The 12,731-nt window shown below is 71.0% G+C and carries 12 protein-coding genes and 1 riboswitch; of the genes, 5 read left to right on the top strand and 7 right to left on the bottom strand.

Going from position 1 to position 12,731, the window contains the following annotated elements; translation table 11 throughout:
* Nucleotides 1-151: 151 nt before the first annotated feature.
* From ACFWUY_RS35780 to ACFWUY_RS35760, 5 genes are all read right to left on the bottom strand, one after another.
* On the bottom strand, nucleotides 152-1,915 hold the full coding sequence (locus tag ACFWUY_RS35780) for an ABC transporter substrate-binding protein (RefSeq protein WP_384119836.1): 1,764 nt from the start codon (nucleotides 1,913-1,915) through the stop codon (nucleotides 152-154).
* A 106-nt stretch (nucleotides 1,916-2,021) separates the two neighbouring features.
* Nucleotides 2,022-3,041 (bottom strand): ABC transporter permease, encoded by a 1,020-nt coding sequence (locus ACFWUY_RS35775; protein WP_384119833.1) that lies wholly within the window; start codon nucleotides 3,039-3,041, stop codon nucleotides 2,022-2,024.
* A 386-nt stretch (nucleotides 3,042-3,427) separates the two neighbouring features.
* Entirely contained in the window at nucleotides 3,428-4,219 is a 792-nt protein-coding gene (locus tag ACFWUY_RS35770; RefSeq protein WP_384119829.1) for an enhanced serine sensitivity protein SseB C-terminal domain-containing protein, read from the bottom strand.
* Between the two features lie 92 nt (nucleotides 4,220-4,311).
* Nucleotides 4,312-5,052: an enhanced serine sensitivity protein SseB gene (locus ACFWUY_RS35765; protein ID WP_384119825.1), complete on the bottom strand. Its 741-nt coding sequence runs from the start codon at nucleotides 5,050-5,052 to the stop codon at nucleotides 4,312-4,314.
* A gap of 124 nt (nucleotides 5,053-5,176) precedes the next feature.
* Nucleotides 5,177-5,839 (bottom strand): AAA family ATPase, encoded by a 663-nt coding sequence (locus tag ACFWUY_RS35760; RefSeq protein ID WP_384119819.1) that lies wholly within the window; start codon nucleotides 5,837-5,839, stop codon nucleotides 5,177-5,179.
* A gap of 151 nt (nucleotides 5,840-5,990) precedes the next feature.
* Nucleotides 5,991-6,090: riboswitch (glycine riboswitch) on the top strand.
* Nucleotides 6,091-6,263: 173 nt separating this feature from the next.
* On the opposite strand from ACFWUY_RS35760, the gene gcvT reads away from it, so the two are divergent.
* From gcvT to ACFWUY_RS35740, 4 genes are all read left to right on the top strand, one after another.
* Nucleotides 6,264-7,379 carry a glycine cleavage system aminomethyltransferase GcvT gene (gene gcvT, locus ACFWUY_RS35755; protein ID WP_384119817.1) on the top strand — a complete coding sequence of 372 codons (1,116 nt, stop codon included), beginning with the start codon at nucleotides 6,264-6,266 and terminating at the stop codon, nucleotides 7,377-7,379.
* A 77-nt stretch (nucleotides 7,380-7,456) separates the two neighbouring features.
* Nucleotides 7,457-7,834 carry a glycine cleavage system protein GcvH gene (gcvH, locus tag ACFWUY_RS35750; RefSeq protein ID WP_384119814.1) on the top strand — a complete coding sequence of 126 codons (378 nt, stop codon included), beginning with the start codon at nucleotides 7,457-7,459 and terminating at the stop codon, nucleotides 7,832-7,834.
* Between the two features lie 31 nt (nucleotides 7,835-7,865).
* Nucleotides 7,866-9,134 (top strand): serine hydroxymethyltransferase, encoded by a 1,269-nt coding sequence (glyA, locus tag ACFWUY_RS35745; RefSeq protein WP_384119811.1) that lies wholly within the window; start codon nucleotides 7,866-7,868, stop codon nucleotides 9,132-9,134.
* A gap of 152 nt (nucleotides 9,135-9,286) precedes the next feature.
* Nucleotides 9,287-10,657 (top strand): L-serine ammonia-lyase, encoded by a 1,371-nt coding sequence (locus tag ACFWUY_RS35740; protein ID WP_384119809.1) that lies wholly within the window; start codon nucleotides 9,287-9,289, stop codon nucleotides 10,655-10,657.
* A gap of 168 nt (nucleotides 10,658-10,825) precedes the next feature.
* On the opposite strand, the gene ACFWUY_RS35735 is transcribed toward ACFWUY_RS35740, so the two are convergent.
* Both ACFWUY_RS35735 and ACFWUY_RS35730 read right to left on the bottom strand, forming a co-directional pair.
* Nucleotides 10,826-11,731, bottom strand: coding sequence for a CopD family protein (locus tag ACFWUY_RS35735; RefSeq protein WP_384119806.1), 906 nt, complete (start codon nucleotides 11,729-11,731; stop codon nucleotides 10,826-10,828).
* A 67-nt stretch (nucleotides 11,732-11,798) separates the two neighbouring features.
* Nucleotides 11,799-12,014, bottom strand: coding sequence for an EF-hand domain-containing protein (locus ACFWUY_RS35730; RefSeq protein ID WP_384119803.1), 216 nt, complete (start codon nucleotides 12,012-12,014; stop codon nucleotides 11,799-11,801).
* 74 nt (nucleotides 12,015-12,088) lie between these two features.
* Here ACFWUY_RS35730 and ACFWUY_RS35725 point away from each other — a divergent pair, with 74 nt between their 5' ends.
* The gene (locus ACFWUY_RS35725; protein ID WP_384119800.1) at nucleotides 12,089-12,727 is read left to right on the top strand and encodes a GNAT family N-acetyltransferase; all 639 of its coding nucleotides are present in this window, start codon (nucleotides 12,089-12,091) and stop codon (nucleotides 12,725-12,727) included.
* Nucleotides 12,728-12,731 lie beyond the last annotated feature (4 nt).

Genomic DNA, 12,731 nt, shown 5'->3' with positions numbered 1-12,731 from the left:
TTTGTGCTTTGCCCCTGCTTTTTTTTTAAACTCGCTGGGGGGCGGGGGGCGGGCGGGGGGGCCCCCCGTGCGGCCCCCCGGCCCGCCGCCCTCGGCCATCACCTGCCCTTCGGACCTGGCGGCGGGTGGTGCGCCGGTGAAGCGGAGCGGATTACTTGACGACGCCGAGCGACGCGTAGTCGTAGCGGCCGTTGTAGGCGTCCGCCGTGTACACGTTGGTCAGCCGGGAGCTGCGCCAGATGATGTTCTTCTCGTGGGTGAAGGGCAGGTAGACCGCGGCCTCCGAGACCTTGGTGTTGATCTGCTTGTAGAGCTCGCCGGCCTTCGCCGGGTCGGTCTCCTTCAGCGCCTGGTCGAACAGGCCGTTGACGGCCTTGTCGTTCAGCTCGGAGAAGTTGTTGTTACCGCTCTGGAGGATGAAGCGGCCGTCGACCAGCGGCTGGAGGAAGCCCTGGCCGGTCGGGAAGTCGGCGCCCCAGCCCATGATGATGATGCCGTAGCCCTTGTCCTTGACGACCTTCGGCGAACCGATGATGCCGGAGGTCTGGGCGCCGTCGAACTGGTCGATCTGGGCGTCGATGCCGACGGCCTTCAGCGACTGCTGGAGGGACTCGGCGGTCGCGATCTCGATCTTCTTGTTGTTGCGGACCGCGATGGTGGTCTTGAAACCGTTCGGCTTACCGCACTTCTTCAGCGCTTCCTTCGCCTTGGCGAGGTCCGGCGCGCCACCGAGCTTGCCGTACGGGTCGGCCTTCGGGTCGGCGCCCTTGATCGCCGGCGGCAGCATGTTGGTGGCGATGTCGCCACCGGCCTGCGGGCCGCCGCGGGCGGTCTGGAGGGACTTCGAGTCGGCCGCGTAGATGATGGCCTTGCGGCACTCGATGTTGGGGATGACCGTCTGCGGGAAGACCGCGTAGCGGATGAAGCCCGTCTGCGGGTTGTCGATGTTGCCCTTGTGCTGCTGGAGCGCCTTCTGGCGGGCGGCGGAGCCGATGCCCGTCGCGTTGAGGTCGAGGTCGTACTCGCCCTCGATCAGGCGGTTGTCCATGTCGTCGGCGTTCGTGGTGAACGTGACGCTGATCTTGTCCGGGAGCGCCTTGCGGACGGTGTCCGTCTTGGCGTCCCACTTGTCGTTGCGGACGAGCTTGAGGGACTTGTTGGGAGTGTAGGACTCCCACTTGTACGGGCCGGACGAGAACGGCTTCAGGGTGTACTTGGCCTTGGTGTCCTTGTCCTGGCGGACCGGGGAGGCGGCGGGCATGGCCAGCATCTGCAGGAAGTCACCGTTGGCGACCGGCAGCTTGAAGATGATGGTCTTGTCGTCCGGGGTCTCGATCGCCTTGAGGCCGAGCTTGTCCGCGGAGGTGTCCTTGTACGGGCCCTTGTACTCGCCCTTGGGGTCGAGGACCTGCTGGAGGTAGATCGGGCCGCCGGAGAGGACGTCCTGGGCCCAGATGCGCTCGATGCCGTACTTGATGTCCTTGGAGGTGATCGGCTTGCCGTCCTCCCAGGTCACCCCGTCCTTCAGGGTGAAGGTGTAGGTGAGGCCGTCGGCCGAGACCTTGCCGGCGTCGGTGGCGAGGTCCGGGACGAGCTCGGTGGAGGCGGCGCCCGGCTCGGCCTTGAAGGTGACCAGCTGGCGCGTGTAGTAGCGGGAGAAGTCCCACATGAAGCCGTAGTAGCCGCGCTGCGGGTCCCAGAAGTCCGCGTCCTGCGAGCCGATGAACTTCAGCTCGCCGCCCTTCTTGTCGGAGGCGTTGGCGACCTTGTTCACGGCGGCGTTGAAGCCGGCCGCGCCGGTCTTGCCCTTGTCGCCACCGGTCTCGGTGCCGCCGCCGCAGGCGGTGGTGACGACCATCGTGGCCGCCGCGAGCAGCGCGCCTGCGGCGATTCTGCGCCTCTGAGAGCTCATCATGGGTCTCGCAACCTCCGGGTAGTGGCGGCCGATACGGCGGTCCGCCGATTTGGGGTGGGCCTCCTGTCGCCAGCGGCAGGGGCGGGTCTTGCGTGTCGGCGAACGGTCAGCGGGAGCCCTTCGGGTCGAGCGCGTCACGCACGCCGTCGCCGAAGAGGTTGAACGCCAGAACGGTGATGAAGATCGCGAGGCCCGGGATCACCATGAAGAGCGGGTCCGCCTCGTAGGTGGTGATGGCCGTCGACAGCATCTGCCCCCACGATGCGGTGGGGGGCTTCACGCCCGCGCCGAGGAAGCTGAGCGCCGCTTCGGTGAGGATGTTGGTGGGGATCATGAGGGTCGCGTAGACCGTGATCGGGGCGATCAGGTTGGGCAGCAGCTCGCGGCGCAGGATGTAGATCCGGCCGGCGCCCAGGCTCTGGGCGGCCTCGACGTACTCGCGGTTGCGCAGCGAGAGGGTCTGGCCGCGGACGATGCGGCCCACGTACGGCCAGCCGAAGAAGCCGATGACCACGATCAGGGCGGCGATGCGGACGCCTGAGCCGTCGAGGCCGAGGAGCGAGTTCGGCAGGACGGAGACCAGGGCGATCGTGAAGAGCAGCTGGGGGAACGCGAGCATGACGTCCATGACCCTGCTGAGGGCCGCGTCGATCCAGCCGCCGAAGTAGCCCGCGACGATGCCGAGGACGGTGCCGAGGACGACGGCGAAGACCGCCGCCGCGACGGCGACGAGCAGCGAGATCCGGGTGCCGTAGACGATGCGGCTGAAGACGTCGCGGCCGTTGACGGGCTCGACGCCGAAGAGGAACTCGGAGCTGACGCCGCCCCAGGAGCCGATCGGGGTGCCGAAGAGCGGGTCGATCTGGTCCTCGTGGAACTCGTCCGGCGGGTGGCCGAGGAGGCCGACGATGACCGGGGCGAAGAGCGCGACCAGGACGAGGAAGAGGACGACGAAGGCGCCCGCGAGGGCCAGCTTGTCGCGCTTGAGGCGGGTCCAGGCGATCTTCCAGGGCGAGCGGCCCTCGATCGCCTTGCCGGAGTTGTCCGGTGTGCCGGATGCGTCGGGCGCGGCGTCGACGGTGGCGGTCGACTCGTCCGCACTCGTCTCGCGCAGTGGTGCCGTCATCGTGGTGAGGACCCCTCTCGGCCGCCGGTAGCCGGCCCTTGCCCGCCGCGGGTAGCGGCTCGGTGGAACAACCTGCTGGGCACCCGCTCGAAAGGAGCCGAACGCCCGGTGTTCCGGGGAGTCTTCAATGCGTTTGTGATCACCCGCCAGCCCTGACGGGGAATGTTTGCTCAAACGTGATGCGGTGCTGTGACTTCCGTTATCCGGACGTCGCGATCACGTGAGCGGACCATCTCGGGTCCTCTTCCCCCCAATCGGACATGTAGCACAACCAGGCGTTCGAGGTGCTGAATTGGGGCGAACGACGGCCTCCGGAGCGAACTCCGGAGGCCGGTGGGGCGTGACGCGATAAGCGGGGCTTCTCAGTATCCGGACGGTGTCCGGGCTCAGTATCCGGACGGCGCCGGTGGCGGGTAGCCGTATCCGGGTACGGGCGCGGAGCCGCGCCCGGCGTGCGCCTCGCGGTCGTAGAAGGGCCGTCCGTTCGCCCGCAGCCAGAGGGCCACCGGGTCGTACGCGTCGGAGAGGGCGACCGTCGAGACGGGCAGCCCGTCGGGCACGGCGCCGATGGACTGGCGCATCATGGCGCGGACCGTGTCGACGGCCGCCGCCGAGGTGTCGTACAGATCGAGACCGATGACGAGGTACGGGGAGCCGAGCGCGGGCTGCACCCAGCCGCGGCGCAGCGCCCGGACGACGGGGGTGCGGTGCGCGTTCTGCGTGAGCAGGGCGTAGAACTGGGGGATCTCCAGGGTGGGCTCGGTGACCCGCAGCGGCCCGGCGGGCATCCGGTCGAGGCCGGTGGCGATCCGGCGCAGGTCGGCCCAGGGGATGCCGACACCGCCGCCGGGGGCGTGCGGATTCAGCCAGACGCCCCAGCGGTCGGGGTAGAGGGCGCGGGCGATCTCGCGGCCCGTGGCGAGCTCGTGGGCGCGGTTCCAGCCGGAGGCGGCGAGTTCCTGGGCGGAGGTGACGCAGGGCGCGTAGCCGAAGCCGTCGACCTCCATGTTCCCGTACTGGGCGTCGGACGCGCCCGGCGTGCCGTGCCAGAGCAGCATCCAGAGCTCGCCGTCGGCGAGGGCGTGCAGGAGCTGCTCGTACGCGTCGTAGCGTCCGGGTGCCACCTGGCGCAGCATGTGCTCGACCGTTCCGGCCGCAGCGGTGCCTGACGCGCTCACCCTGGGTCCCACCCCTCTTCCGTTCACCACGATCGTCCGGCTGCCGGTGTTCGTCCGGCTGCCGATTCAGTTCAGCTTAGACAGGCCGTCCGTCACCCGGCGGCACGCCGGTAGAAGGGGCGCACCCGCTCCAGCATCCAGTCGCCGACCGGATCCTGCGCCATGTCGAGCAGGATGAGGTTGACCGGCCACGCGACCTCGACCCGGCCCAGGGCGCGGCCGAGGGCGTCCAGGGGCGCGTTGCGGTCGACACCGTCCCAGGCGGCGAGCTGGACGCCGATGAAGAGGGCGGGTTCGGTGCCCTCGACGCTGGCGAGGGCACGGCGGGCGGTGGTGACGACGCCGGCGGCCTCGAACTCGGCGGACGCGGCGGCGAGGAAGTCGACGGGGTCGTCCTGCCAGTCGGGCTCGAAGAGGCGGACCCGGCCGCCGCTGGCGGGGCCGTCGAGCGGGGTGCGGCCGACGCGGCAGAGCTCGGCGACGGCGGGCGGGGGCAGCGGCACGCCGACGGTTCCGCCGGGGTTCACCGCGATGCCGAGCTGCGGGGGCAGGCCGCGGGCGAAGTCACGGGCGGGCGCGACGGCGAAGGACATGTGGCTGCCGACGCAGGCGAGGAACTGCTGCTCGGAGCTGAAGACGGGGACGTAGGCCGCACCCTCGATCTCCATGGTGGGGAGGTCGAGGTCGGTGCTGTCGGGCCCGCCGCCGTTCGGCAGGGGGACCCAGATCGGGCTGCGTCCGAGCACCTCGACCAACCGGCCTCCGGCCGCCGGGTCGCCCAGTGAGGCGACAAGGACCTCTTCGAGCTCGTTGCCCGGCCACGTCACGTCCACGGTCGCGTTTCCCCTTCTCGCACGGCCTGCCGCACCGGCCGCCCCGGCAGCACCCTAACGCCGCCTCCGCGCCGTCGTGGCCAAAAGGGTACGGAACGAAGGACCGCGGGCCCCGGGGTGTCCGTCAGGCGGTCTCCCGGAAGCCGATCTTCCGCAGGGCGTTCGCCGCGTCCCGGTCGAGCAGGGTGGCGGAGGCGCAGCCGTGCGGGAGGCGACCGGACTCGGCGGCCTCGACGAGCCGGCCGACGGCTCGCCGGTGCCGGGCGAAGGCGTAGGCGGACACGCCCCGGCCGCGGGCGCGCTGCCCCTCGCGGGCGGTGTCCGGGGGGACGTCGAGGAGTACCAGGTGCAGGGACCGGCCGCGGCGGCGGGCCTCGCGGGCGAGCCAGCCGCGCACCCACGACTGGGTGCCGCAGTCGTGCACGACCACTCCGGCGCCGGAGCGCAGGGCGCGGCGCAGCCCCGCGTAGTGCGCGAGCCGGACCAGGGGGCGGTAGACGGCGTACGGCAGGAGGCGGGGCATGCGGGCCTCCCAGCGCTCGCGGGCGTCCTGGGAGTCGATGCCGGCGCCCTCGGCGGCGCGCTTGATGAGGGTCGACTTGCCGCTGCCGGGGAGTCCGGAGACGACCACGAGGTCGCCGGCCGCGAAGGTGAGGGCGCGGGGGCCGCGGCCGCCGCGCTCGCGCAGGTCGCGCAGGAGCCGGCCGCGGCCGCGGGTCCTGGCGCGGGCCCGTTGGGACGGTATGTCCGTACTCGACGCGCATGCGCCGCTGTGCTGGATCCTCATCGCTTCTCCCCCTGCCGGGCCCTGGGAGACCCTTGCCCACAAAGTGTAAAGAAACGGTAATGGGACACAAGCGATATGCCCCGCCGAGCTCGCGTGCAATGATGTGCCCGCCAGGCGCGCACAGTCGCCACACAATCGCATACCGGCCGCTCGAATCCGCGCGGGAGAGTTCCGGACCGCACCGCGTGTCCGGACGCCGAAGGAGCAAGACCCTCCCTTGAATCTCTCAGGCCCCGTACCGCGCGGATGAGGCAGATCTGAAAAGCGGGACACCCTGCCGTGTCCCCACCCAAGGTGCAAGCCGATCTCTCGGAGACGAGATGCTCTCGGTGAACCTCTCAGGTTCCATGACAGATGGGGAGGACGTCCTCGCCGTCATGTGTTTCGTCACCGATCACGCCCTTGGGACCCGGGAGCCACCCTCATGAGCACTGCCCCCCGTCTGACCGCCCTCGATGCCTCGCATCGTTCGCTGGGCGCGACCATGACCGACTTCGCCGGCTGGGACATGCCGCTCCGGTACGGCAGCGAGCGCGACGAGCACGTCGCCGTCCGCACCAAGGCGGGTCTCTTCGACCTCTCCCACATGGGCGAGATCACGGTGACGGGTCCGCAGGCCGTCGACCTGCTCGACTTCGCCCTCGTCGGCAACATCTCCACGGTGGGCAACGGCCGCGCCCGCTACACGATGATCTGCCAGGAGGACGGCGGCATCCTCGACGACCTGATCGTGTACCGCCTCGGCGAGACCGAGTACATGGTGGTCGCCAACGCCTCCAACGCCCAGATCGTCCTGGACGCCCTCGTGGCCCGCTCCGAGGGATTCGACGCCGAGGTCCGCGACGACCGCGACGCGTACGCCCTGATCGCCGTCCAGGGCCCGGAGTCCCCCGGCATCCTGAAGTCGATCACCGACGCCGACCTGGACGGCCTGAAGTACTACGCCGGCCTGCCCGGCACGGTCGCGGGCGTGCCCGCGCTGATCGCCCGTACCGGCTACACCGGCGAGGACGGCTTCGAGCTGTTCCTGAAGCCCGAGCACGCCGAGGGCGTGTGGAAGGCGCTCACCGAGGCGGGCGAGGGCGTCGGCCTGATCCCCTGCGGCCTGTCCTGCCGTGACACGCTCCGCCTGGAGGCGGGCATGCCGCTGTACGGCCACGAGCTGACCACCGCCCTCACCCCCTTCGACGCCGGCCTGGGCCGCGTCGTGAAGTTCGAGAAGCCGGGCGACTTCGTCGGCCGCAAGGCCCTGGAGGCCGCCGCCGAGCGCGCCGAGACCGCCCCGCCGCGCAAGCTCGTCGGCCTGGTCGCCGAGGGCCGCCGGGTCCCCCGCGCGGGCATGTCCGTCGTCAAGGACGGCGTGGTGATCGGCGCGGTCACCTCCGGCGCCCCGTCCCCGACCCTCGGGAAGCCGGTCGCGATGGCCTACGTGGACGCGACGCACGCCACGCCCGGCACCCAGGGTGTAGGTGTGGACATCCGCGGCACCCACGAGCCCTACGAGGTCGTCGCGCTGCCGTTCTACAAGCGCCAGAAGTGACGCAGTCGTCTCACTCCTCGTCTCGCCCCGCGAGACCGACGTTCATCAGTACTCCCCCGATCCAGGAGAATCAGGTCATGAGCAACCCCCAGCAGCTGCGCTACACCAAGGAGCACGAGTGGCTGACGGCCGTCGAGGACGGCGTCGCGACGGTCGGCATCACGGAGTTCGCGGCCAACGCGCTCGGTGACGTCGTCTACGCCCAGCTCCCGGCGGTCGGCGACACCATCACCGCGGGCGAGTCCTGCGGCGAGCTGGAGTCGACCAAGTCCGTCAGCGACCTGTACGCGCCGGTGACCGGTGAGGTCGTCGAGGCCAACCAGGACGTGGTGGACGACCCGTCGCTGGTGAACACGGCTCCGTTCGAGGGTGGCTGGCTGTTCAAGGTACGTGTCGCGGGCGAGCCGGACGACCTGCTCTCCGCCGACGAGTACACCGCGTTCTCCGCCGGCTGAGACCGGGCCCGAGACCCCTAGGGATCGATTCATGTCGCTTCTGAACACCCCCCTCCACGAGCTGGACCCGGACGTCGCCGCCGCCGTCGACGCCGAGCTCCGCCGTCAGCAGTCCACCCTCGAGATGATCGCCTCGGAGAACTTCGCTCCGGTCGCGGTCATGGAGGCGCAGGGCTCCGTCCTCACCAACAAGTACGCCGAGGGCTACCCGGGCCGCCGCTACTACGGCGGCTGCGAGCACGTCGACGTGGCCGAGCAGATCGCGATCGACCGGATCAAGGACCTGTTCGGCGCCGAGTACGCCAACGTCCAGCCGCACTCCGGCGCCTCCGCGAACCAGGCCGCCCTCTTCGCGATCGCCCAGCCGGGCGACACGATCCTGGGTCTGGACCTGGCGCACGGCGGTCACCTCACCCACGGCATGCGCCTGAACTTCTCGGGCAAGCAGTTCAACGTGGTCGCGTACCACGTGGACGAGGCCGGTCTGGTCGACATGGCCGAGGTCGAGCGCCTCGCCAAGGAGCACCGCCCGAAGGTGATCATCGCGGGCTGGTCCGCCTACCCGCGCCAGCTGGACTTCGCCGAGTTCCGCCGGATCGCCGACGAGGTCGAGGCCAAGCTGTGGGTCGACATGGCCCACTTCGCGGGCCTGGTCGCCGCCGGTCTGCACCCGAACCCGGTCGAGTACGCGGACGTGGTGACCTCCACCACGCACAAGACGCTCGGCGGCCCCCGCGGCGGCATCATCCTGGCGAAGAAGGAGTTCGCGAAGAAGCTGAACTCCTCGGTCTTCCCCGGTTTCCAGGGCGGCCCGCTGGAGCACGTGATCGCGGCCAAGGCCGTCTCCTTCAAGGTCGCGGCCTCGGAGGAGTTCAAGGAGCGCCAGCAGCGCACCCTGGACGGCGCCCGCATCATCGCCGAGCGCCTGGTCCGGGACGACGTCACCGCCCACGGTGTCTCGGTCCTGTCCGGCGGCACGGACGTCCACCTGCTCCTCGTCGACCTGCGCGACAGCGAGCTGGACGGCCAGCAGGCCGAGGACCGTCTCCACGAGGTCGGCATCACGGTCAACCGGAACGCCGTTCCGAACGACCCGCGCCCGCCGATGGTCACCTCGGGTCTGCGGATCGGCACGCCGGCGCTCGCGACCCGCGGCTTCCAGGCCGAGGACTTCACCGAGGTCGGCGACATCATCGCGGAGACCCTGAAGCCCGGCTTCGACGCCGACAAGGCCGCATCGCTGAAGGCCCGGGTGACGGCGCTCGCCGACAAGCACCCGCTGTACCCCGGCCTGAAGTAATTTCGTACGATTTAGTTCCGGTTTCGTTCGTACGATACATCCGGGGCACCGCGCACACTGGACAGTGAGCACGGTGCCCCACCCCATGCATGCACGCTTCTCTGCACCACCCCGGCAGACAACGGCGTCTAGCCCCCACAAGGAGTCCTCCCGTGGCCATCTCGGTCTTCGACCTGTTCTCGATCGGCATCGGCCCGTCCAGCTCCCACACGGTGGGCCCGATGCGGGCGGCGCGGATGTTCGCCCGGCGGCTGAAGAACGAGGGCCTGCTGGCCCACACCGCCTCGATACGGGCCGAGCTGTACGGCTCGCTCGGCGCGACCGGCCACGGCCACGGCACCCCGAAGGCGGTGCTCCTCGGCCTCGAGGGCAGCTCGCCCCGCACGGTGAACGTCGAGACCGCGGACGACGAGGTCGAGCGGATCAAGGCGAGCGGCCGGATCAACCTGCTCGGCGCCCACGAGATCCCCTTCGACTTCGACGCCGACCTGATCCTGCACCGGCGCAAGGCGCTGCCGTACCACGCCAACGGGATGACGATCTTCGCGTACGACGCGGAGGGCGGGCTCGTCCTGGAGAAGACGTACTACTCGGTCGGCGGCGGCTTCGTCGTCGACGAGGACGCCGTCCAGGGCGAGAACCCGATCGTCCCCGACGACACCGTCCTGAAGTACCCCTTCCGCACCGGTGACGAGCTCCTCCGCCTCGCCAAGGAGACCGGCCTGTCGATCTCGGCGATGATGCTGGAGAACGAGAAGGCCTGGCGCACCGAGGAGGAGATCCGCGCGGGCCTCCTGGAGATCTGGCGGGTCATGCAGTCCTGCGTCTCGCGCGGCATGTCCCGCGAGGGCATCCTGCCCGGCGGTCTGAAGGTGCGCCGCCGCGCCGCGAACTCCGCCCGGAAGCTGCGCTCCGAGGGCAACCCGGCAGCGCACTCCATGGAGTGGATCACCCTCTACGCGATGGCCGTGAACGAGGAGAACGCGGCGGGCGGCCGGGTGGTCACCGCCCCGACGAACGGCGCGGCCGGCATCATCCCGGCGGTCCTGCACTACTACATGAACTTCGTGCCCGGCGCCGACGACGACGGCGTCGTCCGCTTCCTCCTCGCGGCCGGTGCGGTCGGCATGCTCTTCAAGGAGAACGCCTCGATCTCCGGCGCCGAGGTCGGCTGCCAGGGCGAGGTCGGCTCGGCCTGCTCGATGGCGGCGGGCGCGCTCGCCGAGGTCCTCGGCGGCACCCCGGAGCAGGTGGAGAACGCGGCCGAGATCGGCATGGAGCACAACCTGGGCCTGACCTGCGACCCGGTCGGCGGCCTGGTCCAGATCCCGTGCATCGAACGCAACGGCATGGCGGCGGTCAAGGCCGTCACGGCGGCGAAGATGTCGATGCGCGGCGACGGCAGCCACCTGGTCTCCCTCGACAAGGTCATCAAGACCATGAAGGAGACCGGCGCGGACATGAGCGTCAAGTACAAGGAGACCGCGCGCGGCGGTCTCGCGGTGAACATCATCGAGTGCTGACGCCGTAGGCCCTGACCGGCGCCTCCCGGCCGGTTCTCCGGGAGGTCGGCCGCCCCGAGCTCGTCCCGGCCGGGATCCGCCTGGTCGTGGGCCTGGGCGCCGCCGCCGTGCTGCGGGGCTCGTCCCCGCGCGTCTCCCTGCGCGGCTGAATCCTTTTTCCGGACGCGGTCAGGGCCCGATGCCTCCCGGGTCGGGCACCACGGTCAGCAGCGCCGAGACGACCACGACCGCCGCGAGGACGGACACCTCCACGCGCGCGGGTGTCTGGGCGTTCCCGCCGGACGGCATCCGTCCCCTGGCGGCGAGTGCCAGCAGGCTCGCCCCGCCGAACAGCGGCGGCTTCACGAGCAGGACCCGGCCGTAGGCGGTGCCGAGGACGGCGTCCAGGGGCGGCTTGCGCGGGGTCGAGACGGTGCCGGTGACCGCGAGGGCGGCGTACACCCACGCGGCCATCCGGGCGTACCGGGCGAGGACGTCCCGCCCGCCGCCGCGCAGCCTCATCGTGCGGAGCACGTACAGGAGGGTGCCGGCCCAGAGCGAGGCGGCGGTGAGGTGGACGACGGTGAGACCGGTCCCGACGAGGGGCTGGTACGCCTCCGGGTGGGCGCGCATCGCCTCGGCCCCGACGGCGAGGGCGAGCGGCAGGGCGGCGAGCGCGGGGTGCCGGGAGGCGGCGCAGAGGGCGGCCAGGACGAAGGCGTTGGCCGTGACGAGCAGGAGGCGGCCCTCGCGGAGCCCGTAGGCGGTCGTGCCGAGGCCGCTGACGGCGGCGAAGAGCAGCAGGAGCCCGGCCGAAGCGGCCGCGGCGAGGAGGGCGGCGGGTGCGGACCAGGGGCGGGGTCGTGGCCCGGGGCGCGCGAGCCGGTGGCCGGCGAGTTCACCGACGTGCACGGCCAGACCGGTGAGGACGAGGAGCCGCAGTAGCGCGGTGGTGCCGGCGGCGGGTATGCGGAGCTCACCCGTCCCCGTCTGGGCCGTGCCACCGCCGAGCAGGGCGACGGCGATGACGGCGACGGCGGCGAGGACCGCCACTGTCAGACGGCTCGGGGTACCGAAGGGGCCGGGAGGCGTCACCGGACGATCGTCACCGAGCCCCGGGCGGGCGGCAACTCGGAGTCGCCCCGCCCGCCCGGGCGGCGGGTCAGGCCTTGCTGTAGTGCGCCCAGAACTCGTCCCAGGACAGGACGCCGTCGCCGTTGTCGTCGCGCTGCTTGATGAGCACCTCGGCGACCGTCTCGGTGACGTTGAAGTCGCCGTGCTGCGCCATGAGGCTCTTGTACTCCGCGGCGGTGATGAAGCCGTCCCCGTCCGCGTCGAACTTGTTGAATGCCGTGCGTGCCGACTCGATGTCCGCCACTGCTTCCGCCCCTTCTCGGTACTTCTCTGACGGGGGTCAGATTAGCTGGCCCGCGCCTGTCGGATGATGGCGGTATGAGCGACGACGTGGCACGGATCCTGGCGGCGGCGGCACGCGGGGAGTTCCCGCCCCCGGACGGCTCGACGGCGGTGGTGCCGCAGCCGGACCCGCGGGACGCGGGCGTGCTCGCCTTCACCGCCCATTCGGTGGTGTTCACGGACGCCGATCCGGAGTGGGTACGGGCCGCGCTCGCGGCCACGTCGAGCGACCCGCTGGCCGCGAGCATGAATCCGGGCTTCCTGATGGCCCTGATGGCCCGCACCGGCCGGCGCATGAACACGATCGACCTGCTCACGGTGGCCGACGCCCTGCCGGGCGCTCCCCCGCTGGAGCTCCGCGCGATCGAGGACCCGGAGCACCCGCGGGTGGCACGGGCGCTGAAGTTCCGCGACGAGGTACGGGTGTGGGCGGCCGACGGCGGGGTGCTGATCCTGGGCCGGGGTGTCGCGGGCCGCTGGGAGGCGGCGATCGAGGTGGACGAGGGGGTACGTCACCGGGGACTCGGCCGCGCCCTGGCGACGGCGGCCCGCCACCTCACGCCCGGTGAGGTGGTGTGGGCGCAGCAGTCGCCGGGCAACGCCCGCAGCGTGCGCGTCTTCCAGGCGGCGGGCTTCCGGCCGGTGGCGTCGGAGGCGCTCCTGGTGGCTCACTGACCCG

Origin of the sequence: Streptomyces sp. NPDC058664 (assembly GCF_042716635.1) — a bacterium.
Taxonomy (GTDB): domain Bacteria; phylum Actinomycetota; class Actinomycetes; order Streptomycetales; family Streptomycetaceae; genus Streptomyces.
Note: the sequence above shows the minus strand (reverse complement) of the source record. Positions and strands in the feature narration are given on the sequence as shown.

Coding starts and splice junctions, on each gene's coding strand:
- gcvT (WP_384119817.1), top strand. CDS start 6,264: ATGAGCACTGCCCCCCGTCTGACCGCCCTCGATGCCTCGCATCGTTCG.
- ACFWUY_RS35725 (WP_384119800.1), top strand. CDS start 12,089: ATGAGCGACGACGTGGCACGGATCCTGGCGGCGGCGGCACGCGGGGAG.
- gcvH (WP_384119814.1), top strand. CDS start 7,457: ATGAGCAACCCCCAGCAGCTGCGCTACACCAAGGAGCACGAGTGGCTG.
- ACFWUY_RS35760 (WP_384119819.1), bottom strand. CDS start 5,839: ATGAGGATCCAGCACAGCGGCGCATGCGCGTCGAGTACGGACATACCG.
- glyA (WP_384119811.1), top strand. CDS start 7,866: ATGTCGCTTCTGAACACCCCCCTCCACGAGCTGGACCCGGACGTCGCC.
- ACFWUY_RS35780 (WP_384119836.1), bottom strand. CDS start 1,915: ATGATGAGCTCTCAGAGGCGCAGAATCGCCGCAGGCGCGCTGCTCGCG.
- ACFWUY_RS35775 (WP_384119833.1), bottom strand. CDS start 3,041: ATGACGGCACCACTGCGCGAGACGAGTGCGGACGAGTCGACCGCCACC.